This is a genomic window from uncultured Helicobacter sp. (assembly GCF_937906905.1).
GTDB lineage: Bacteria > Campylobacterota > Campylobacteria > Campylobacterales > Helicobacteraceae > Helicobacter_B.
In genome coordinates this window covers 39,259-60,981 of sequence record NZ_CALERY010000019.1, presented here as the reverse complement: position 1 = coordinate 60,981, position 21,723 = coordinate 39,259, and the positions used below count along the sequence as shown (strand labels likewise).

General features: G+C 46.2%; 23 protein-coding genes. 6 read left to right on the top strand and 17 right to left on the bottom strand.

All coding sequences use genetic code 11. From position 1 onward, the window contains the following. Window positions 1–426, bottom strand: a 426-nt coding sequence (locus tag Q0171_RS04460; protein ID WP_299327192.1) for a ferredoxin family protein, incomplete at its 3' end; no start/stop codon positions are given. Between the two features lie 128 nt (window positions 427–554). On the opposite strand from Q0171_RS04460, the gene hypA reads away from it, so the two are divergent. The 6 genes from hypA to Q0171_RS04430 all read left to right on the top strand — a co-directional run bounded on the left by hypA (window position 555) and on the right by Q0171_RS04430 (window position 8,062). After that, the gene (gene hypA / locus Q0171_RS04455) at window positions 555–995 is read left to right on the top strand and encodes a hydrogenase/urease nickel incorporation protein HypA (RefSeq protein ID WP_299327190.1); all 441 of its coding nucleotides are present in this window, start codon (window positions 555–557) and stop codon (window positions 993–995) included. Between the two features lie 11 nt (window positions 996–1,006). Continuing rightward, window positions 1,007–1,738: a nickel-binding protein Mua gene (gene mua / locus Q0171_RS04450; protein ID WP_299327188.1), complete on the top strand. Its 732-nt coding sequence runs from the start codon at window positions 1,007–1,009 to the stop codon at window positions 1,736–1,738. Between the two features lie 25 nt (window positions 1,739–1,763). Then, window positions 1,764–3,326, top strand: a complete 1,563-nt coding sequence (locus Q0171_RS04445) for a hypothetical protein (protein ID WP_299327186.1) — start codon at window positions 1,764–1,766, stop codon at window positions 3,324–3,326. Between the two features lie 45 nt (window positions 3,327–3,371). After that, complete coding sequence (locus Q0171_RS04440) at window positions 3,372–4,568, top strand: cation transporter (RefSeq protein ID WP_317279191.1); 1,197 nt, start codon at window positions 3,372–3,374, stop codon at window positions 4,566–4,568. Window positions 4,569–4,676: 108 nt separating this feature from the next. Next, entirely contained in the window at window positions 4,677–6,953 is a 2,277-nt protein-coding gene (gene topA / locus Q0171_RS04435) for a type I DNA topoisomerase (RefSeq protein WP_299327184.1), read from the top strand. Continuing rightward, window positions 6,950–8,062 carry a radical SAM protein gene (locus tag Q0171_RS04430; RefSeq protein ID WP_299327182.1) on the top strand — a complete coding sequence of 371 codons (1,113 nt, stop codon included), beginning with the start codon at window positions 6,950–6,952 and terminating at the stop codon, window positions 8,060–8,062. The genes topA and Q0171_RS04430 overlap by 4 nt, the downstream gene beginning before the upstream one ends. Window positions 8,063–8,116: 54 nt before the next feature. Here the strand turns inward: Q0171_RS04430 and Q0171_RS04425 are convergent, their stop codons facing one another. The 16 genes from Q0171_RS04425 to infA all read right to left on the bottom strand — a co-directional run bounded on the left by Q0171_RS04425 (window position 8,117) and on the right by infA (window position 21,713). Further along, entirely contained in the window at window positions 8,117–8,989 is an 873-nt protein-coding gene (locus tag Q0171_RS04425; protein ID WP_299327180.1) for an ARMT1-like domain-containing protein, read from the bottom strand. Then, window positions 8,989–9,477 (bottom strand): DUF3972 domain-containing protein, encoded by a 489-nt coding sequence (locus Q0171_RS04420; RefSeq protein ID WP_299327178.1) that lies wholly within the window; start codon window positions 9,475–9,477, stop codon window positions 8,989–8,991. The genes Q0171_RS04425 and Q0171_RS04420 overlap by 1 nt, the downstream gene beginning before the upstream one ends. An 8-nt stretch (window positions 9,478–9,485) precedes the next feature. Beyond that, complete coding sequence (purE, locus tag Q0171_RS04415; RefSeq protein ID WP_299327176.1) at window positions 9,486–9,986, bottom strand: 5-(carboxyamino)imidazole ribonucleotide mutase; 501 nt, start codon at window positions 9,984–9,986, stop codon at window positions 9,486–9,488. 67 nt (window positions 9,987–10,053) lie between these two features. Beyond that, window positions 10,054–12,417: a ribonucleoside-diphosphate reductase subunit alpha gene (locus tag Q0171_RS04410; protein ID WP_299327174.1), complete on the bottom strand. Its 2,364-nt coding sequence runs from the start codon at window positions 12,415–12,417 to the stop codon at window positions 10,054–10,056. A gap of 9 nt (window positions 12,418–12,426) precedes the next feature. Further along, entirely contained in the window at window positions 12,427–13,062 is a 636-nt protein-coding gene (locus Q0171_RS04405; RefSeq protein ID WP_299327172.1) for an NAD(P)H-dependent oxidoreductase, read from the bottom strand. Window positions 13,063–13,086: 24 nt separating this feature from the next. Then, on the bottom strand, window positions 13,087–14,892 hold the full coding sequence (gene typA / locus Q0171_RS04400) for a translational GTPase TypA (RefSeq protein WP_299327198.1): 1,806 nt from the start codon (window positions 14,890–14,892) through the stop codon (window positions 13,087–13,089). Between the two features lie 148 nt (window positions 14,893–15,040). After that, a complete protein-coding gene (locus tag Q0171_RS04395; protein WP_299327170.1) occupies window positions 15,041–16,741 on the bottom strand; it encodes an ABC transporter ATP-binding protein in 1,701 nt (566 codons plus the stop codon). Further along, window positions 16,734–17,744 carry a pyrroline-5-carboxylate reductase gene (locus tag Q0171_RS04390; protein ID WP_299327168.1) on the bottom strand — a complete coding sequence of 337 codons (1,011 nt, stop codon included), beginning with the start codon at window positions 17,742–17,744 and terminating at the stop codon, window positions 16,734–16,736. Before Q0171_RS04390 ends, Q0171_RS04395 begins: the two co-directional genes overlap by 8 nt. 35 nt (window positions 17,745–17,779) lie before the next feature. Continuing rightward, window positions 17,780–18,154: a rhodanese-like domain-containing protein gene (locus Q0171_RS04385; protein WP_299327166.1), complete on the bottom strand. Its 375-nt coding sequence runs from the start codon at window positions 18,152–18,154 to the stop codon at window positions 17,780–17,782. Window positions 18,155–18,456: 302 nt separating this feature from the next. Further along, window positions 18,457–18,810, bottom strand: coding sequence for a 50S ribosomal protein L17 (gene rplQ, locus Q0171_RS04380; RefSeq protein WP_299327164.1), 354 nt, complete (start codon window positions 18,808–18,810; stop codon window positions 18,457–18,459). Between the two features lie 23 nt (window positions 18,811–18,833). Further along, window positions 18,834–19,844 carry a DNA-directed RNA polymerase subunit alpha gene (locus tag Q0171_RS04375; RefSeq protein ID WP_299327162.1) on the bottom strand — a complete coding sequence of 337 codons (1,011 nt, stop codon included), beginning with the start codon at window positions 19,842–19,844 and terminating at the stop codon, window positions 18,834–18,836. Between the two features lie 21 nt (window positions 19,845–19,865). Continuing rightward, window positions 19,866–20,492, bottom strand: coding sequence for a 30S ribosomal protein S4 (rpsD, locus tag Q0171_RS04370; protein WP_299327160.1), 627 nt, complete (start codon window positions 20,490–20,492; stop codon window positions 19,866–19,868). Window positions 20,493–20,501: 9 nt separating this feature from the next. Continuing rightward, window positions 20,502–20,891 (bottom strand): 30S ribosomal protein S11, encoded by a 390-nt coding sequence (gene rpsK / locus Q0171_RS04365; RefSeq protein ID WP_299327157.1) that lies wholly within the window; start codon window positions 20,889–20,891, stop codon window positions 20,502–20,504. Between the two features lie 20 nt (window positions 20,892–20,911). Further along, a complete protein-coding gene (gene rpsM, locus Q0171_RS04360) occupies window positions 20,912–21,277 on the bottom strand; it encodes a 30S ribosomal protein S13 (RefSeq protein ID WP_299327155.1) in 366 nt (121 codons plus the stop codon). Window positions 21,278–21,280: 3 nt separating this feature from the next. Further along, the gene (rpmJ, locus tag Q0171_RS04355; protein ID WP_299327153.1) at window positions 21,281–21,394 is read right to left on the bottom strand and encodes a 50S ribosomal protein L36; all 114 of its coding nucleotides are present in this window, start codon (window positions 21,392–21,394) and stop codon (window positions 21,281–21,283) included. Window positions 21,395–21,494: 100 nt separating this feature from the next. Next, window positions 21,495–21,713 (bottom strand): translation initiation factor IF-1, encoded by a 219-nt coding sequence (gene infA / locus Q0171_RS04350; RefSeq protein ID WP_299327151.1) that lies wholly within the window; start codon window positions 21,711–21,713, stop codon window positions 21,495–21,497. Window positions 21,714–21,723: the final 10 nt, after the last annotated feature.

Genomic DNA, 21,723 nt, shown 5'->3' with positions numbered 1-21,723 from the left:
GGGGGGGGGGGGGGCGAGATTAACGCTAGATTCCACAGAATCTAGCTTCATGAGAGAGCGGATTGTCTGTGTAGAGGAGTCTTTGACAAGAGTAGAATCTAGTGTGGATTTTGGGCTAGAGTCTAGGGTATCAAAATAGCTTGCGCCACTTTGTGAGAAGCGCACGAAAATCCCACGAGAATCTAGCTTATCGCTAGCAGTATCGTATGGGAAACGCGAGACTTTTTTCACGCTTTGACGCAGCTCTAGGAATGGCAGTGTCGGGCAAGCAATCTCACAGCTTTTACACTCGGTGCAGGTAGTGGGATCAACGCGCGGATAGTAAAATCCCTCAAAATCCTGCACCATAGTAATGCTATCGTGCGGACAGGCGCTAAAGCACGCACTACACCCGCAGCAATGCTTGCCCGTAGGCAATATAGGCATAGCAACTCCTTATAATTAGAGATAGGGAAATAGATTAGCCCAGCATTCTAACAAAATCCCACCTAGTCATGTCAAGGGCAAAGACATGCGCCTAAGCACATAGCGCAATTTCGCCAAACTATGCTACAATGCCCCAAAACTCCAAAATCCCAGAATCTAAATCGCAAGAGAAGCCCATGCATGAGTATTCCATAGTCAGCGCGCTGTTAGAGCAATGCGATGAATACGCTAGCACGCATAATGCAGATGTCGATGTGGTAGTGGTGGGGATTGGCGTGTGTAGCGCGATTGAGCCAAAGCTCCTGCAAAGCGCATTTGAAACATTTAAGGAAGAAAGCGAGCACACCAGAAGCGCAACCCTCCAGATAGAGATACAGCCTATCGTGCTGCAATGCGGGGCTTGTGGAGCGCAGAGCGAGATAGAAGATACGCGCTATGGTGCTTGCCCCAAATGCCAAAGCCCAAGCGTGCAAATCATTCAAGGGCGCGATATGCTGCTACTTCGCTTAGAAATGCTAGAATCTAAATCCCAGCACACCCCAAGCAAAACACCAAGCGCCACACCATAAAAGGAACACTCGTGCCAACCTCAAAAGATACACAAAAAGACACGCAAAAATCCCTACAAAAAGAGCTAGTAAAAGACATCGCCAAGCGCGCAAATACACTAAGTCTCCAAGATATCCAAGAAGGCTGGCAGCTCGCTGGGGCGATTGCTGATAGACAGGCTGCTTTGCAAAAAGAGCTCCAAGGCTATAAAGATGAGATTCTCGCTAGTCAAGCCACACTCAAAAGCTTACGCGCCAAAGTCGCTGAATGCAAGGACTCTCTTGCCGCCCTAGAATCCAAAGAGCGCCAAGCACGCCAAGAGCTTGCTAGATTGCATGATGAAATCAGTATCCAAACCATCATCAAGGAGTCCAAGCTCGCCAACGAAAAGCTCCAGGAATCCCGCAAGCAGATTCTACCTGGCAGCCTTAAAAGCGTGGAAATCTACCTAAAAGACGGATCAATCGCCAAAGCCAAGCCCGCGCAAAAGATTTTTGGCGAAGATGTGTATAAAAAATACCGCGTCGCTTTTAAAGAAAACCACACGCTAAAGTCCCGCCTCTCCGAGCTTGAGCTTGAAAACAAACGCCTGCATATCGAGCTACGCGACTTCTACTCCGAGCTCGCACTTGAAGGCATGGGTGCGCTAGAATCTAACACCAAAGACCAGCCCCTCCCAGAGCCTAAGGAAATCATCGCTACCGATGAGGATTTGAGCGATTTCAAAAAAATGCTAAAAGCCCAGAAAAAGACCAAAGACTAAGCACAGAGCAAAGAAAGTGGAGCAGATGACAAGCCTAGCCACACGCAAGCAAGGGCATACAAGACAGACAAAACACTATACAAGAACACACAAGTGGCTAGATTCTGGCATACTTGGCGGGTGGTTTGCTTGGTTTATAGGTGTCATTGCGCTAGGTGGCATGCTTGGCGGGTGCGCTACTGATGTGGCAAAGCTCGAGCATTTTAGCAAAATCTACTACCAAGACTCCGTGCCAAAAGCCCATAAACTCGCACAAAAGCATGCCAAAGACAATGATTTACTCTGGCTTATCCAAGCAGGAGTGAGCGGATTCCAGTCTCAAAGCCCAGCCGCGCTAGAGCTTTTAGACAAAAGCGAGGAGCAGCTGCTAGCGTTTGAAAAAGACGGGATTCTCGTCTCTGCGCTTGTCCAGACAGGCGCGACACTCGTAAATGACAATGTCCTAGAGTATCGCGGAAATCTTTATGAGGGCGTGTTTGTCAATTACTACAAAGCTCTACTCTACCTATCAAGTGGAGATACAGAGAGCGCGCGCGTAGAGCTTAATCGCGCTAACGACCGCCAGCGCCGCGCCAAAGACTACTACGCCAAGCAAATCGCCAAAGCCATGGCACAAGAGCAAGCGCGCTTTGAAAAAAGCGAGGCAAATGGACTTGTGGATACGGATTCCAAGCAGGTGGATAAAATTTTACACCAGCACTATTCCAATCTCGCGGCATTTAGCGCATTTGAGCATTTCATAAATCCTAGTGTCTCCTATCTCTCTGGGCTTATTTTCGCACTCCAGGGCGATAGTAAGGGGCTTGATTATCTCAAAGAAGCCTATGGCATAAGTCAATCCAAACTTATCGCGCAGGATTTGGAGTATTTCTTACGACAAAGGGCTGCTCGCGCAAAATCCAGCAAACACACCAACGCTTTTACATGGATTATCCTAGAAGAAGGCAGGCAGGTGCGAAAGACTGAAGCCCGCATTGATCTCCCGCTCCTTACTACGCAGGGGTTTTATCATTTTGGGATTGCCCTCCCCCAGCTAGAATCCACCCCACAGCCAAGCAGCACCTACACGCTAGGCTCTAGTGTGCGAGAATCTAGCTTCGAGCTGCTTGCCTATATCGATGGGATTATCGCCACAGAGTTTGAAAAGCAGCTTCAAGCCATTGCCACGCGTGCGCTTGTATCTGGGAGTATCAAGCTCGCTATGCAAATCGCACTACACCAAGGTCTCGAGCAAGTCGATCCGGGGCTTGGACTTTTAGGCGCGCTGGCTGGTCATCTCTACTCACGCGCGAGCACAAGCGCGGATTTGCGCATCACTAGCGTGCTACCACGCCAGATTCTGCTTGTTAGAATCAAGCATGAAAACGCACAGCAAGAAGTGCAAATCCTGCGTGGCAGCCAAGCTATCACTACACTGCATATCCAGCCATGCACGCCAAATCCCACAGAATCTAAAGCGCAAGCCCCAAAATCCCAGCACGCCAAATCCCACAACACAATCGCGCTATGTCTTGGGCAAGATTCTATCCTCTATATCCGCGATACTCCCGCACGCGCCTATACCAGACTTATCTTCCAAGCCCCATAGGGGCAAAACAGCCAAAAGCTAAACCCAAACACAAAGGCGCACTCTATGAAAACACCATTTGCCACCATAATCCCCCCAAAGCACAACTACATAAAATCCGTGCGAAGCCAGAATCCTCTCCAGCAAGATTTATACAAAAATACGCACAAATCTCCGCCAGATACTCACACGCAAAATCCCACCACGCAAGCAGATCCTAAGCACTCCACCACTCCACCTGCCAAAACAGCCAAACCCGAATACATCGCCATGCAGCAAGAATCCCAAAAAGAACAGCGCGTGCTCAAGGTTTCTATGTTTAGCGCGCTGGTGCTGGCGATTTTGGGGGTTGGCTTTGGGGTGTGGATACAGAGCAAGGCAGTGATTTTTGATGGATTTGTGGCATTGGTGAGTGTGGGGCTAGGCGCACTAAGCGTCATCACCTCGCGCTATATCTACAAGGAAGACGATGATGTCTTCCAATATGGCTATGTGCGCTTTGAACCTATGGTGAATTTTTTCAAATCACTCATCATGGTGCTAACCTGCGCGTATGCCTTTATCAATGCACTAGAATCTATTTTCTCTGGCGGATATGATGTGCTGCTTGATGGCGCGGTGGTGTATGCACTAGGAGCATTTATCTTCTGTGCGATACTCTATGGCTACACTAGAATCTACGCCAATAGCCTAGATTCTGATCTTATCCGCGTGGATAATACTGACTGGAAAATCGACTGCGTGCTCTATCTTGGCGTGCTTATCACTTTTGCGCTGTTATATGTGCTGTTAGAATCCAGTCCGCTAGATTCTGTGCTAGCGTGGCTTGGTGTGCCAGATTCCTATAATGCCCTAGAGCTTTCGACAATCGCACTCATCGCACGCTATGTCGATCCTGTGCTGCTTGCGACTTTATCCCTGCTACTATGCATTACTCCTGTGCGCATTTGCGTGGAGAATTTTAAAGACTTGCTCATGGTTGCGCCAAAAGAGATTGATGAGAAGCTCACAGCCATCATGGAGAATCTAAGCATGCGCTATGGCTTTAGCGACTATGACACCCACACAGCGAAATCTGGGAGATTTTATATGATCGAGGTGAATATTTTGCTCGATGGCACATTAGATTCTGCTAGGACAACACGCATTGGCTCAATCAATGATGTCGATAAAATCCGCGATGAAATCGAGCAAGCACTACAAATCCCAAGCTACAAAATCTGGCTATCAGTGAGCTTCACTGCCAACCCAAAATGGCTTTAGGCAATTTATCTCTAGCCTTGCACAATAACACACCCAGCTTTGTCGCCCAAGGCGCAAATCCCCCAAAGATTTTGCTACAATACCAGAATCTAACACAAAAGAGCAGCTATGAAAGATCTTATCATCGTAGAGTCCCCGGCTAAAGCCAAAACAATCAAAGCATTCCTTGGCGAACAATACGAAGTCATCGCCTCTAAAGGTCATATCCGCGATTTGCCGAAATTCTCATTTGGCATTAAGGTGCAAGACAAACACTTCACTCCAGAATACCAAATCGATGCCGATCACAAAGAGCTTGTTACCCAAATCCAAAAGCTCTCCAAAAAAGCCAAAACAACCTACATCGCAACCGATGAGGATAGAGAGGGGGAAGCCATAGGCTATCACATCACCCAAGCCATTGATGAGAAAAAGCCACTAGAATCTTTCCCGCGCATAGTATTTCATGAAATCACCAAAGGCGCCATAACACACGCCCTGCAAAATCCACGCACAATCGACATGGACAAAGTCAATGCCCAGCAAGCACGCAGGCTACTAGATAGAATCGTGGGCTTCAAGCTTAGCGGGCTAATTGCTAGCAAAATCTCTAAAGGTCTCTCCGCTGGGCGCGTGCAAAGTGCTGCGCTAAAAATTGTCGTGGATAGGGAGCGTGAGATTCGAGCGTTTATCCCCCAAGACTACTTCACTATCGCAGGAATCTTTGCAGGCGTGGAAGCAGAGCTTATAAGCTTCATGGGCGAGAAATGCAAAAAGCTTGGTATCACTTCACAAGAGCAGGCTAACTCCATGGTTCGCACGCTACTAGATTCTGCATTTATCGTGCGCGAAGTGAGCAAAAAAGAGAAAAAATCCCAAACCCCGCCGCCATTTATGACCTCCACACTCCAGCAGAGCGCTTCCTCACTGCTTGGCTACTCTCCCACGCGCACAATGAGTATCGCCCAGCGACTCTATGAGGGTGTGGGCACAGATAGCGGTGTCATGGGGATTATCACCTATATGCGGACAGATAGCCTAAACATCGCTACAATCGCACAAAAGCAAGCCAGAACACATATAGAAAAACACTTTGGCAGTGCCTATGTCCCAGCCAAAGCCAAAATCTACGCCTCCAAATCCAAGGGTGCGCAAGAAGCCCACGAAGCTATCCGCCCTACCAATATCAGCTTCACCCCAGCAATCGCCAAATCCTACCTAAAGCCCGATGAGCTAAAGCTCTACACGCTCATCTACAATCGCTTCCTTGCTTCCCAATGCGCGGACGCGGTGTTTGAAGTGCAAGATGTGTGGTTTGCTAGTGATAAAGGCGAGTTTAAAGCGCATGGGCGAAAATTGCTTTTTGATGGATATTTGCGGATTCTAGGCAATGATGACAAAGATGCGTTACTCCCGGATTTCACACTAGGCTCTCCCATCATGCCAGATTCCATTACTGCCACCAAGCACACCACCGAGCCACCCTCACGCTACTCTGAAGCAAGCCTTATCAAAACCCTAGAATCCCTAGGTATAGGGCGCCCTAGCACTTATGCCCCCACTATCGCCCTGCTAGCTAGCCGCGAATACATTGCCATACAAAACCGCCAGCTAGTCCCTCAAGAGAGCGCATTCTCCGTCATCTCGCTGCTAGAAGAGCATTTCACAGAGATTGTGGATTCTGCATTTAGCGCTGGTATGGAAGAGAAGCTCGACTCTATCGCGCTAGCCGAGCATTCATGGCAAGAGGTGCTCTGGGAGTTTTATGAACCATTTATGGAGAAAATCACACAAGGCAAAACCACAATCGCTAGCCAAAAGCTCGCCGCCCCTACTGGTGAATTTTGCCCAGAATGCGGCAAAGAGCTGCTAAAACGCAAAAGTCGCTATGGAGAGTTTGTAGGCTGCAGCGGCTACCCCAAGTGCAAATACATCAAAAAAGACGAAGCCCCACCAGAATCTAGCGGTCAAGTATGCGAAAAATGCGGCAAAGATATGGTGCGAAAATTTGGCAGGCGCGGGGAGTTTCTAGCGTGCAGTGGCTACCCAGAGTGCAAAAACGCCAAGCCACTAGAAGGTGCAGCTAAAGCCCAGAATACCAAAGCGATGGATGCTCCTTGCCCAGAGTGTGGCGGCGAGATTCTCCAGCGCAAAGGACGAAGAGGGGCATTCTATGGGTGTAAAAACTACCCCAAATGCACTTTTATCTCCAATATCGAGCCAACGACTTTCACCTGCCCAGAGTGTGGCTACATGCTTGGGCTAAAGCCGCTAAAATCTGGCAATGTGCTTGAATGTCTGCGCTGCAAAGCCCGCTACGATGAGCAAACCAAGCAGCCACTAGAATCTAAAGCCAAAGCAAGTGCTAAAAAGCCAAGCGCAAAATCCACAAAATCTAAACAATGAGCCCCACACAAGCGCCCAGCCAAGATCCACAAGGCACAGCAGAATCTAGTGTGGATTCCATTATCTTTGGACCTGTGTATTCACGCAGATTTGGTCGCTCACTTGGCATAGATCTCTCCCCTGCGAAAAAACAATGCAACTTTGACTGCGTGTATTGCGAGCTGCACAAAGCTGCACCCATGGATTCTCAAGAGCAAGTTATCCCACCACAGCAAATCATCGCCGCCATAGAATCCGCACTAAAACGCCTAAGCAGCACAGGGCAAAATGGCAATAAAGATTCTGGTATCGATGTGCTGACATTTACTGCCACAGGCGAGCCCACGCTCTACCCTCATCTGTATGAAGTCATCGCGCATATCGCACCCATGCTGCGCGCACACTACCCACATATTCGATCACTAATCCTTAGCAATGGCTCGCTACTGCTAGCACAAAAGCCAGCGCTCCTGCTCTTTGATATTGTGAAATTCTCAATCGATGCGGCAATCCCACAAGCATTTAAACGCATAGATCGCCCAAGCTCTGCGCTTGTCTTGCCAGAGATATTGCGCGGGATTGAAGAGTTCGCACAAGAGTATGCCAGCAAGTCGCATAGAAGCAAGCTTATTGCCGAAGTTTTGCTTGTAAGCGGACATAATGATAGCCCACAGAATCTTGAAGCAATCGCAAGCTTCCTGCGCAAGCTTCCCAATCTAGCGCGCGTGGATCTAGGCACTATCGATCGCCCTAGCGCCTACCCTGTGCGCGCACTAAGCGATGAGCAGCTAGCAGAATGCGCACGCTATTTCACCAATCTTCCACTCTCACTCCCTAAGCGCCAGAGCCCCGCGCCAGGTCAAGCCAAATCAAGCTCTAGCACACCAGAATCTAGTCCAATAGATTCTAGCGAGAAATCCAAAGCCACAGCCAAGCTCCTAAAGCTGCTTGCCACGCGCCCACTCGCCTGCGATGAAGCAGAATCTGTATGCAAGTCTATATGTGAAAATGCACACGGAGATATGGGGCTAACAATTCTCCAAGATCTTCTAGCACAAGGGCATATCACCATAAAATCCCAGGGCGCACATCGATTCTATACCATCGCCCCACAAAATCCACCGCAATAACACGCCACAAAATCATGCGCTATGCTTTTTAGTATTGCTCACATGTTATCTGCGCTATTTGCGCTTGCAGTTGCGTAGCATAAATTGCCCTTGCGGGGCTTGAAGTGCGCGCGCCACAACTGCGCATTTGATTTTAAATAGCATAAATACACGCGCATCGCCGCTAGATTCTAGGCACTCAAAATTCCCCATGCCTTTTGCCAAAACCACATCAGCCCCATCATAAAGCGCCTTAGCACGCGAATTTGCCAAATCATAAATAAAGCCAGGTGATCGCACCCCAGAATCCACCACCTCACAAACATCGGCGATTGGAGAGTGATTATCAATAATATCTTGCATAGTAATATCATTGATGATAGGCGCACCACGCGTGAAATAATACACCTTAAGCGCTGGATAGAGCATGCGCAAAATCCGCACAAACTCGCTATCAAATACATCTTCTCCGGCATTATCACCGATATAGACAAGCTCTTTTGCGCTTGTGAGTGCTACGCGCAACGCCCCCAAATCATACGCTCCAAACTCCATAGAATCCATATCAAACAAACAAGATTCTATGGAAAATTCACTTGCACTCCCATAGTCAATGACATTCCCAAGCGCAGCGAGCCTAATCCCCCATTCAAGAGAATCTGCCTGCCCAGCGCATGTTCCCTGTTCTTTAAGCATGGCGAGACATTCTTTTGCCTTTTGTATGCTTAGTGCCTTGCGTGCCTGGTAGATGTCAGCAGAATTGGCAACTTTGCTAAGAGAATCATACACAGCAATGGCGAAAAATGGTGGTGGGGCTGGGTTTATAGTAATCTGGGAGAAAGTGGGGATATGGAGATCTTGGCGTGCTGGAGGAGTGATGTGAAAAGGCGCTAGCGCGCGCTTAGTCTGCGCATAGAGACATTCAAGGCACTCGGGCGCGGCATACACTATTTATTCCCACTAAGATCAGTAACTTTACCCCACATCAAGCGATACTTGCGTTTCATAAACTCCAGCTCTTCTCTAGCAGACTTTAGCTCCTCGCGCATAACATCGATTGTCTTTTTGTCATCATCATAGACTTCTTGCATGGAGATGAGCGCTTCTTTAAGAAAGCTATTTTCACTTTTAAAAGCACTGATTGTTTCATCTTTTGCCACGATAACCTTCTCATGCAGCCCCATAATCGTATGAATCGTGCGCTCGACAAAAACCGGATCATATGCTACGCCATTGGCTTCTGCGCTTGTAAGTCCTGTCTGGACGCGATTGATGAGTGCATTCGTGCTACTTTGAGCCTCAACAAGAAGTGTGCCATTCTCTTCTTTACTAGCGATCGCACCGCTCTCTATCATTTCTTTGACTTTTTGCTCTTCAAGTCCAGAGAGTTTTATAAACTCCCCAAGCTCTAGCCAGGTGGTGGTTTTTGCTTCCATAATGACCCCTAGTTAGATAATCTTACTTCGATAGTCTTAGAATCCTGCTCAAGCTGCTGCGCTTTTTTCACTCTCTCTTCAAGCAATTTCTTTGCCAAGTTTTCATCGCTTGTAGCCAGAATCTGCAACGCGAGATAAGCGGCATTGATCGCCCCTGCTTTGCCAATAGCCATACATGCTACGGGCATGGCTGAAGGCATTTGTGCAGTGGATAGTAGCGCATCAAGCCCATCAAGTGCGCCACCGATGAGCGGGATACCAATGACGGGCTTTAGCGTCTGCGCGCACACTGCGCCTGCAAGATGTGCTGCCATACCAGCCGCACAGATAAAGACTACCGCGCCTTTGGATTCTGCCTCTTTAACATAGTCTTTAGTGCGATTGGGACTTCTGTGTGCAGAGCTGATGATGACCTCATAGGGGACAGCAAACGATTCTAAAACCTGCAAACAATGGCGCATAATCTCATAATCGCTCTTGCTCCCCATGATCACACTAACAAATCTCATAGACTCTCCTTAAAAAGCAAAATCAGCTTGACTACTTTATTAGCACTAGAATCCAACACCAAATCTACTACTGACAATTCACACACTCGATACTTCGATCAGCGACCTCTACCTCGGGACTCTCACTACGCAGGTAGTAAGTAGATTTTAGCCCAAGCTTCCATGCAAGCGTATAAATTTCATGCAGCACCCTACCGCTTGTTTTATTGACTTTCATAAAAATATTTGTGCTCTGCCCCTGGTCAATCCATTTCTGGCGCACTGCAGCTGCACGGATAATATCCCGTTGATCGAGATCATACGCACTGACATAGTAGTTTAGCGTCTCTAGCGTAAGATTTGGCACGACAACCGGAATCATACCGCTTAGATTCTCTTCAAGCCACTTTTTGCGGAATACTGGCTCAATCGTCTGTGTCGTGCCCACTAGAATACTAATCGAGCTTGTCGGCGCAATAGCCATGAGATAGCCATTGCGCATGCCATTTTTCATGACAATGTTTTTGAGCTCCTGCCAGTCATAGCACAAGCCAAAAAGCCCGCCCCTATCCACAAGTTTTAGAGCTTCTTTATTGGCTAAATCGATTGGGAAAATTCCTTTGCTCCAGTTGCTACCAGCAAACTGCGGATAGCAGCCACGCTCTTGGGCTAGATTTGAGCTTGCTAGAATCACATTGTAGCTTATCATCTCCATGATCTCATCAATCTTTTGCAAGTGCGAATCTGAACCCCAATGGATTTGCTGGGTGGCAAGCATTTCTGCTTCACCCATGACGCCAAGCCCTATGGCTCGATTTAGCATATTGGTGGCTTTTACCTTGCGGTTAGGGTAGAAATTCAAGTCGATAACATTATCAAGCATGCGCACTGCAATTGGGATAACACGCTCGATGTCCTCTTTTGTATGAATTTTACTCAAATTTACACTAGCAAGGTTACATACAGCCGTAAGCCCATCTTCGCACACACGCTGGGCGATAAAAATCTTTTTGCCCTGCATAGAATCTAAACTCGTGAGCTTATTAGCCTTTTTTGTAATGCCCAAATCAGTAGTTACAAGCTCTTCCTCTTCAAACTCCACCTTAGAACCATCTTCGAATTCAACTTGGATTCTGTAGTGGTTTGGCTGAGTATTTTGAAAAATCTCGGTGCAAAGATTGGAGCTACGAATAATTCCAGCATGTCCATTAGGGTTTGCACGATTGGCATTGTCTTTGAAGCAGAGAAATGGCAAACCTGTCTCAAAATAATTCATCAAAATCTTTTTCCACAAATCTTTTGCACTCACTTGCTCTTGGATAATATTGGGATCTTGCTCAAGCTCGAGATAGCGCTTTTCAAACGCCTCCCCATGTAGCTCAGTAAGCTCTTGACACTGATAGGGATCAAAAAGCGTCCAAAGCGCATTCTCCTCCAAACGCTTCATAAACAAATCACAAATCCATAGCGCAGGGAAAAGATCATGTGTCCGTCTGCGCTCCTCGCCAGAGTTTTTGCGCAGCTCGATAAAGTCATTCACATCGGTATGCCAAATCTCCAGGTAGGTGGCGATTGCTCCCTTACGCGTGCCAAGCTGATCCACAGCGATTGCCACATCATTAGTGATTTTTAGGAATGGCACAACTCCACCTGCTGCGCGCTTATGCCCATCGATAAAGCTCCCAAGCCCTCGCACCTTAGAGTAGTCCCAACCAATCCCACCACCATATTTGCTAAGCAAAGCCATTTCTTTATATCCATCAAAAATCCCCTCGATATTATCAGGCGTGCTACCGATGTAGCAAGAGCTTAATTGATGTCTTGGCGTGCGAGCATTGGCGAGTGTGGGTGTCGCGCATACAACTTCAAACTTTGAAATCATGTCATAAAATTTCACCGCCCATTCGTTGGGGGTTTTCTCATTTTGTGCCAGGAACATGGCAATCGCCATAAACATATGTTGTGGCAGCTCGATAGGCTTGCCCTCTGCATCTTTGATGAGATAACGGTCGTAGAGAGTTTTGATCCCTAGGTAGTTAAATTGCAAATCCCGCTCTGGCTTGATATGAGAATCCAAAAACTCTAAGTCAAACTTCTCCTTAAGTCCTAGCACAATTTTACCAGCCTGCTCACCACGCTCAAAGTATTCTTTCAGGCTTTTATAGCCCGTGAAATGATTGACGCGATGATAAAGATCATAGAGAAAAAGTCGCGCAGCGACAAATGTCCAATTTGGACATTCCAGGTCTATTTTATCCGCAGCAGTTTTGATGAGTGTCTGCTGGATCTCTTCTGTGCTGATTTGATCCCGAAAATGCAGCCTGGCATCAAGCTCAAGCTCACTCTGGCTCACACCCTCAATCCCTTTAACCGCGCTCGCAGTATATTTTTGGATTTTGGTTATATCTAGTGTCTCTAGTCGTCCGCTTCGTTTTACTACCGCTATTGTCATATTACCCCCTTAGAGATATTGCACAAATTCACTCATGCTTACGCGTGGAGATCGTTTCATAGGGTCTGCCACCCGGTAGCCAAAGCACATAATCAACGCAACTTGATTAGCGAATGTATCAAGCACCAGAAGCTCCTCTACCTTGCGTTTTTCAAACCCCTCAATCGCACAAGAATCCACACTCATACTCGCCGCACATGCCATCATCATGCTAGCAGTAATATATGCCTGTCTAGCACCCCAGCTAAAAATACTTTGTGTATCCACATAGCCATTTTCATGCAAAAAGTTCGCATAGCGCTCATCTTTATATGCTTTGATTTTCTCTTCGCTTAACCCCTTACGCTTAAAGCACTCAAGCGCGTAGTTGCTCGTGCTTTGCATATCAGCGATTTTGACAAGATACACCACCACTTCGCTTGCATCTGTGATTTGATCTTGATTCCAGCAAAGTGCCTTAAGCTGCTCTCGCTTGACTCTATCGCGCACAACGAGAAGACGCGTAGGCTCCATACCAAATGAGCTTGGCGCAAGCCTGCCAGACTCTAAAATGCTTTCAAACACTTCCGGCGCGATTGGCTTTTGAGAGTCAAATTTCTTGCAGGCATGGCGAAAACGCATTGCCCTCATGAAGTCTTGTTCCATTCCACACTCCTTTGTAAAATCTGGTTATTTTTTGCTGGCAGCCCGCTTACGCAAATTCGGCTCAAGAATCTTTTTGCGCACCCGTATATTCTCGGGCGTAACTTCTAAAATCTCATCTTCCTCAATCCACTCTAGTGCGCGCTCAAGCGTGAGATCCCTAGGTGGAGTTAGCTTAATTGCATCATCACTCCCACTTGCACGCATATTGGTAAGATGCTTTGCTTTGATAGGATTGACATCTAAATCATTATCCCTGCTGTGCTCGCCAATCACCATACCCACATAGACCTTAGTCTGCGGAGTGATGAATAGCACGCCTCGCTCCTGGATATTAAAGAGCGAAAATCCAGTTGCCTCGCCATTCTCCATAGAGATGAGTGCGCCATTTTTACGCGATTCCACACTGCCGCTAAATGCGCGAAACTCTAGGAAGCTATGATTCATAATCCCCTCACCCTTTGTATCTGTTAAAAACTCACTTCGATAGCCAATAAGCCCGCGCGCTGGGATCTCAAACTCCAATCTCGTGTAGCCATCACCCATGGGGTTCATGGCTTTCATTTCGGCTTTTCTTTTACCTAGTCGTTCGATAATCGCACCGCTAAAATCCTGTGGCGTATCGATGACTAGGTGCTCAAATGGCTCACACTTCACACCATCGACTTCTTTTATGATGACCTCTGGGCGCGAGATACTAAACTCAAACCCTTCGCGGCGTAGATTCTCGGCTAGAATCGTAATCTGCAACTCACCACGCCCACTTACGCGGAATTTCCCCTCGCCCATCTCCTCGCAGCGCATTGCGATATTAGTCTGCATTTCTTTAAGCAAACGATCTTTAAGTTTATTTGCCGTTACATGCTTACCCTCTAGTCCTGCTAGCGGACTATCATTAACAGCGAAATACACACTCATCGTAGGCTCTTCTAAGTGCATAGGATCTAAGGGCATAGGGTTATTTGGATCGACGATAGAATCCCCAACATCAATCGCGCTAAACCCAGCGATCGCCACAATATCGCCTGCTTCAGCAGAATCTATCTCGGTGCGCGCTAGCCCCATAAAGCCGATGAGCTTAGTAATGCGTCCTGTTTCTTTCTCGCCATCACTTTTAGCGAGCATGACATTTTCACCCTTTTTTACGCGACCATTAAACACGCGCGCGATACCGATTTTGCCCACATAGTTATCATAATCAAGCGTGAAAATCTGCATTTGCAGCGCGTTATCCACACTTCCACTAGGCGCTGGGACATGCTCCAGAATCGTCTCAAAAAGCGGCTCAAGGCTGACCTTATCATCTTCAAGATTTTTAATCGCATAGCCATCACGCGCTGCGGCATATACGACTGGGAAATCCAGCTGCTCATCGCTCGCGCCCATAGCGACAAAAAGATCAAACACCTCATCGACCACACGATCGGGCTCGGCGGCAGGCTTATCAATCTTATTGACCACCACCACCGGGCGAATCCCAAAGCTTAGTGCCTTTTTCACGACGAATTTCGTCTGCGGCATGACGCCCTCTTGCGCATCAACAAGCAGCAGCACGCCATCGACCATTTTCAACACACGCTCGACCTCCCCGCCAAAATCCGCGTGTCCAGGGGTATCGATAATGTTGATTTTCGTGCCTTTATAGGTAATGGCAGTATTTTTGGAGAGAATTGTAATCCCGCGCTCACGCTCAAGATCATTACTATCCATGACGCGCTCATCAATTTGCTCGCGCTCGCCAAATGTCCCAGATTGGCTCAAAAGCCCATCAACCAATGTTGTCTTGCCGTGATCGACATGCGCGATAACAGCGATGTTTCTAATGTTTTGAATTGTGTTCATATGCAAGCTTTCTCAAAGAAAATTAAAAGCGCATTGTGCCAAAAAATTCTTTAGCAGAGTTTTAAGCCTGTCTAAATAATCTACAAACAGCTTGCTAGCAGAATCTTAGAAAAAGATTCTGCTAGATTCCAGCAATACCCTAGAGCTCTATTTTGCGATCGCAGTGCTCGATTGTGTTAAGTCTATGAGCGATGACCAGAAGAGTTTTGTCTTTTGCCACACCATAGATCTCCTCCATGATCCTAGCCTCTGTGGCAGAATCTAATGCACTAGTGGCTTCATCAAGCACCAAAATCTCCGGGTTATCATAAATTGCGCGCGCAATCCCTATGCGCTGCTTCTGCCCGCCACTAAGCAGGATTCCACCCTCCCCTACACGCGTATAGATTCCATCATGCTCACAGAGAAAGTCATAAATATTCGCTTTTTTGCATGCCTGTATCACGCGCGCTTCATCAAGATCGCTGCCAAAGGCTACATTATCTGCCACACTTCCGTCAAACAGATAAATTGCCTGCGGGATATAGCCGATTTTTTTGCGCCAAGAGCGGAGATTGTGATTATCGATTTTCACATCATCAACAAGAATCTCGCCTTTCTGTGGCTTATAAATCCCAATGATAAGATCCACAAGCGTGCTTTTCCCAGCGCCACTTGGTCCGCAGAATGCTATTTTTTCGCCTTTATGAATGGTGAGATTAAAATCCTTGATGATAGGCTTGCCCTCTTTATAGCCAAAGCAAATATCCCGTAGCTCGATACTCCTAGCAAACTCACAAGGCTCATTGTCCTCATAGTCTGTATGATAGAGCAAATCCTCATACACATACCCCACGGCATTACCATAAAAACTCATCATATTGTAATTCTGTAGGATTTTTGTAACTGCAGGCAGAATCCTATAGAGCGCAAGCGCATACATAGAGATGATAGGCAGCACAGCTGCAGCAGAGTCATAGCGCACCAGGATATAAACCACGCTAAGGATTAGCACGCTAAACCCTATGGTCTCCAAGATAAGCTTAGGCATAGGCAAGAGCGTCTGGGTAAGAATCTCTGCGCCAATGCGCGTGAAGCTTGCGCTTTCAAATTCTTTTTGCACATCTTGCTGATTGCCTTTAAGCTTGATGATTTTGAAGTTACCAAAGGTTTTTGAAATAATTTCATGGAATCGCGTATCCATAGCATGACGGATCGCACCCATTTTTTTGATTTTGCCACCGATGAAGCGCGTGATGAGAATCACCTGAAGCCCCAGAATCACACTAAGCGCTAGTGTCATCTTCCAACTAGTGATGAGCAATAGTCCATACATCAGCACAATGGTAAAAATCTCCGAAAACATCTGGAGCAGAAACTGGACATAGAACGAAGCCTTAAGCGCAGCGTCTGTAATATTGTGGCGGATAGCATCGGTTTTTTTCCGCGTGAAGTCAGCGTAATTTAGATCCACAGATTTGCAGAAAAGTCGATAAGCAAAAAAGTGATATTTACGAAATGCAAAGCGATTGAGCGCGTAGTTATAAGCAATCCCATAGAGAATACGAAAGAGATAAAAGGCAACCAAAATCACGCTGAAAAACACCATAAACTGCAGTGTGGAGCTGCACTCTAGAATCTCATATATGCGCTTTGAAATATCTTGGGAAAAAATTAAATCAGGATTAGAAGCAAAAGTAATATAAGGCATAATGATACTAATGCCAATGGTCTCCATAATGGAGAAAAATATCGTAGCGATGAACAAAAAAAGCAAGATAACCTTATCTCGCCTTGTAAGCAGAGCGCGAAGCTTGGCAATCGTGCTTGTGCTTGGAGATTTATGAGACTTTTTACTCATGGTTTGGTTCTTTTGGCACTAGAGTTTTTTGGGAATCAGTGGTGTTTTGTATGGTGGGTGCATGCGGCTGGGCAGAGGTGCATGAGTGATTTGGCGCATTTGTGGCGCTTGCTTTGGCTACGCTTGCTTTGGCTGCCTGCATAAAAGCGCCGCGAACGCCACTAGATTCTAGCACAGCTAAGCCCTCTATGGTCGTGCCACCAGGAGTGGTAACCCTATCGATAAGCTCTTGGGGACCATAATGCCTAAGCAGCTCACCAACGCCCACAAATGTCTGGGCAACAAGTGTGCGAGAATCCACCCTGCTAAGCCCCACCATAACACCAGAATCCACAAGTGCTTGTGCCACTAGCGCCAAAAATGCAGGCGCACTACCACTCGTAGCTATGGAGCTATCAATGAGTCTTTCATTCTCAACAAACACAACCTCACCAAACCCCTGACAAATCTCCTGAGCTTGACGCTTTAGCTGCTCTAGCTGCTGCGACAGAGAATCTGTCTGCTCCACTGCAGTGGAGCAAGCCTGGGAATCCGGGAGATCCATATGTGGCTCTCGCTTTTCTTGCGCGCTTATCATACTAGCAGTCCCCACACTACAAAATGCCGTGGTCGCACTAAGCCCATGTAAAGCGGCGATATTTGGCATAAGCCTGACATACGCTGTGGCATGGATATGCGTAGCAATCTGCTCGATAGATATACCTGCAAGCACACTATATACGGCTTTTGCCTGCCCGAGATAGGCGAAACTTGCAAGCGCATAGGGCTTGACACAAAGGAGAAGAATTTTATCTTGGATATTTATGGCATGGGGATTTGAAGCAAAATCCACGGATTTGGATTCTGGCGCAGTGGTATTTTGCAAATCAAGCTTCGCGATGAAATCAAGCGCCTTTCTGCGATCACGCCCACAAATCTCCATGCTATATTTGCCATTTAGCCCCTGCGCGATAGCACTTGCCATAGCACCATAGCCCAGGATTAGAATCGTATCGCTATTCATCACATCTCCTGCTCGTGTTTTGTCTATGCTGGATTCTAGTTTGGACTCTGGGAGGTTGTCATCTGCATAAGCGCTTCGAAGCTCTCGTCGAAAAAATACACATTGTTTGCACCCATTTCCACGAGATATGAGCCATACACTGAAGCCGTGTAGCCGCTATAACAATACAAGAGATATGGGGTGCTTGGGTGGCGGAGAATCTCGCCTGAGAGTGCAGCAAAATCTGGCATAGGGATATTGCGTGCAGTAGCAAAGTGGGAGCGCGCATAGTCGCAGGATTCTCGTATGTCAATAATCTGCAAATCCGGCAAGCGCTCAAGTAGATTCTGGATATCTTGAGCAAAGACAGGGTGAGCTAGGCTCTCATGCGCAGGCACTCTAGCAGAATGTGTATCAATTTTACCCTGCACAATCACTCCTTAAATCACCCATTGTGTAGTCTATCGGCAAATACACTGCCAGCTAAATTGAAGCAGGAGCTTATCTTTAGGATCTGCTAAATACAACTCATTGGGAGACTTCTGTGTATTCCTACTAGAATCCATCTACACAGCCCTACTCTCAGTCATCTCCATGTATCCAGCAGAATCTACATAGATTCTGCTGGATACATGGAGATGTTCCCTAAGTATTTCCTGATGCATGCCGCTACAACCCGGTTATCCCAGGCTGACCGCCGATACCACTACAAAATATCACTCACCCAAACACATCAATCAACAAATTCAATAAACGCCATTTGCGAGGCATCACCCCGTCTTGTTCTTGTGCGCTGCACACGAGTGTAGCCACCCTTGCGCTCTTTGTATTTTGGAGCGATTTCATTGACAAGCTTTTTTGTCGCAGATTTGTCTTGCAAATATGCATAAACAAGACGATGAGCGTTAAAATCACCTACGCGCGCTGTCGTTACTAAACGCTCGATATATGTTTGCAATTCCTTTGCTTTAAATACACCCGTCTCGATTTTGCCATGCTCAATTAGTGCTAAAGCCAGGTTTTTTAGCAGAGCCTTTCTATGGGAGCTCGTTCTCCCAAGCTTTCTATAACCATGTCCGTGTCTCATCTCTACTCCTTGGACGATATAATTTATTTGCGACCAATTTTCTTGTTAAAGGCATTAAGCACATCTTGGCTTAGTGATGTCCCGATAGGATAACCAAATGAGCTCAATTTCTCTGCAATCTCATCGAAAGACTTCTTGCCCATATTTTTGATATTTTTTATGTCATTTTCGCTCATCAAAACAAGTTCGCCGACATATTGAATACCGATTTTGTCTAAGCAATGAAAACAGCGAGTGCTTAGGTTGAGTGTCTCGATTTTGATAAGTAAATTTTTGATATCCACCATATCGTCCCCAGAAACACCAGCATCAGGACTTGAAATTGCCACATCTTCACCAAATATACCAAGCTGTGTCTTTGCCATAGCAATAGCATTTTTAAACACATCGATAGGCGCGCTTTGACCATCAGTCTCAATCTCAAAGACAATTCTCTCGTAGTTTGGATTATCCTCTACAAGGACATTTTCTATATTGTATAGCACCTTTTTCACAGGCGTAAAATACGCGTCCAGTGGTATCAAGCCGACCTCGCCGATAAAATCTTGATCTTTTCGCACCAAATCATTAGGCTTAAAGCCAATTGAACGCTTAATAACAAGCGAGAATTTAAACTTCGCATCTTCATTGATTGTAGCAAGATAAGCGTCTTTATTTACTACTTCTATCTCATCATTCGCGAGATTGGCGCCACGAAGCTCCATAGGACCACTGAACTCATACTCCACGCGCACTGTATCTTTGATCTCTTTCCCTTTGCTTGTAAAGCGAATATTTTTGAGATTGACGATAAATGGCGTAACATCTTCTGCAATACCGCGCACAGAATCAAACTCATGCGCCACTCCATCGATATGCAACATAACGGGCGCATATCCAGGTGTGCATAGAAGCATAAGTCTCTTCAAAGGATGTGCGAAAGTAATGGCATATCCAGGCTCAAATGGCCAAACGCTAACACGAATGCGATTTGACCCTATATCTTCGATTTTAATCTCATTAGGAATATGAGGAACCGTCTTAAAAATATCCATAGATCACCTACTTAATAGCTATTATTTAGAATACAACTCAACAATCAAGCGCTCTTCGATAGGAATAACGACCTCTTCTCTTTGTGGATAGCGTGTGAAGATGCCAAACTTCTTATCCTTGTCTATATCCACCCATGGAACAATACCAACTTGCGCGGTAAGATCGATCGCAGCAATAACCTGAGGATTATTTTTTGTTTTCTCAATAATCTCGATTTTTTGTCCAGGCTTGACAAAATACGAAGGAATATCAAGTCGCTTCCCATCTACCAAAATATGCCCATGTGTTACAAGCTGTCTGGCAAAACGGCGCGTAGTAGCAAAACCCATACGATAAACAACATTATCCAATCGACACTCGATAAGGCGAATAAGATTCTCCCCGGTATTGCCCTCTTGCCTATTAGCTTCGATAAAAATTGATCGAAATTGCTTCTCTGAAACACCATACATAACTTTGGCTTTTTGCTTCTCGCGTAATTGTAAGCCATACTCAGAAACCTTTCCTCGTCTCTGCCCATGCTGACCAGGTGCATAAGGACGCTTCTCTAATGCGCTTTTCCCAGCCAAGCGTCTCTCTCCCTTTAGCGCAAGAGAAACACCAAATCTTCTTTCTAGTTTTTCTACTGGTCCTCTATATCGTGCCATTTTTACTCCTTACACTCTTCTTCGTTTTGGAGGTCTGCAGCCGTTGTGAGGCAATGGTGTAACATCTTTTAGCCACAACACCTTAATCCCCTCAATCGCACCAACGCTCTTAATCGCAGTCTCTCGACCGCTACCTGGACCCTGCACCTTAATGCCAACTTCCTTGATCCCATGCTCTTTGGCTTTTGCCATGGCACTCTCTACGGCTTGCTGCGCGGCATAAGGAGTAGATTTTTTACTTCCTTTAAATCCTAGCCCACCAGCTGTTGCCCAGCATAATACATTTCCCATTTCATCTGTCACGGTAACATTTGTGTTGTTAAAAGTAGCAGATATGCACACAACACCCCGCGCGATATTTTTCTTAACTACGCGTTTTTTCGTCGTATTTTTAGCCATACTATATCTCCTTACTAGACCTACGATTTAGAACCAACGGTTTTGCGCTTGCCTTTTCTTGTGCGTGCGTTATTTTTTGTTGTTTGACCTCGGACAGGCAAGCCTTTCCTATGACGCAAACCGCGATAACTCCCAAGATCCATAAGGGCTTTTATATCCATTTGGACTTTTTTTCTTAAATCCCCTTCTACGACATAAGCTTCTTGAATCTTTTTCGCAATAACAGAAACTTCATCTTCGCTGAGATCATTAACTCGCTTATCAAAAGAAATATTTACAGCCTTAAGAATATCTCTTGAGCTTTTTAAGCCAATACCATAAATATATGTGAGAGCATACTCCACGCGCTTCTTTTTAGGCAAATCTACACCAGCAATTCTCGCCATTTTCTATCCTTGTCTTTGTTTATGTTTTGGAGTGGCGCAGATGACCCGAACCACACCTTTACGCTTGATAATCTTGCACTTATCGCACATTTTTTTGACCGATGGTCGAACTTTCATTCATGCTCCTTTGTTGGTTTATTGTGCATAGCCCCAGAATCAGGCTAGAATTTTCAAAAACTAAAACGCGGATTCTAGCCAAAGATAGTTTAAAGAAGGCTTATTTATAGCGATAGGTAATCCTGCCTTTATCAAGGCTATATGGTGTAAGCTCTAATTTCACCCTATCGCCTGGAAGTATTTTGATATAGTGCATTCGCATTTTGCCAGCAATATGACAGAGCACAACATGCCCATTATCTAGCTCGACACGGAAAGTCGCATTAGGTAACGCTTCAATCACTTTCCCATCAATTTCTATCACATCATCTTTAGCCAAATCTTACTCC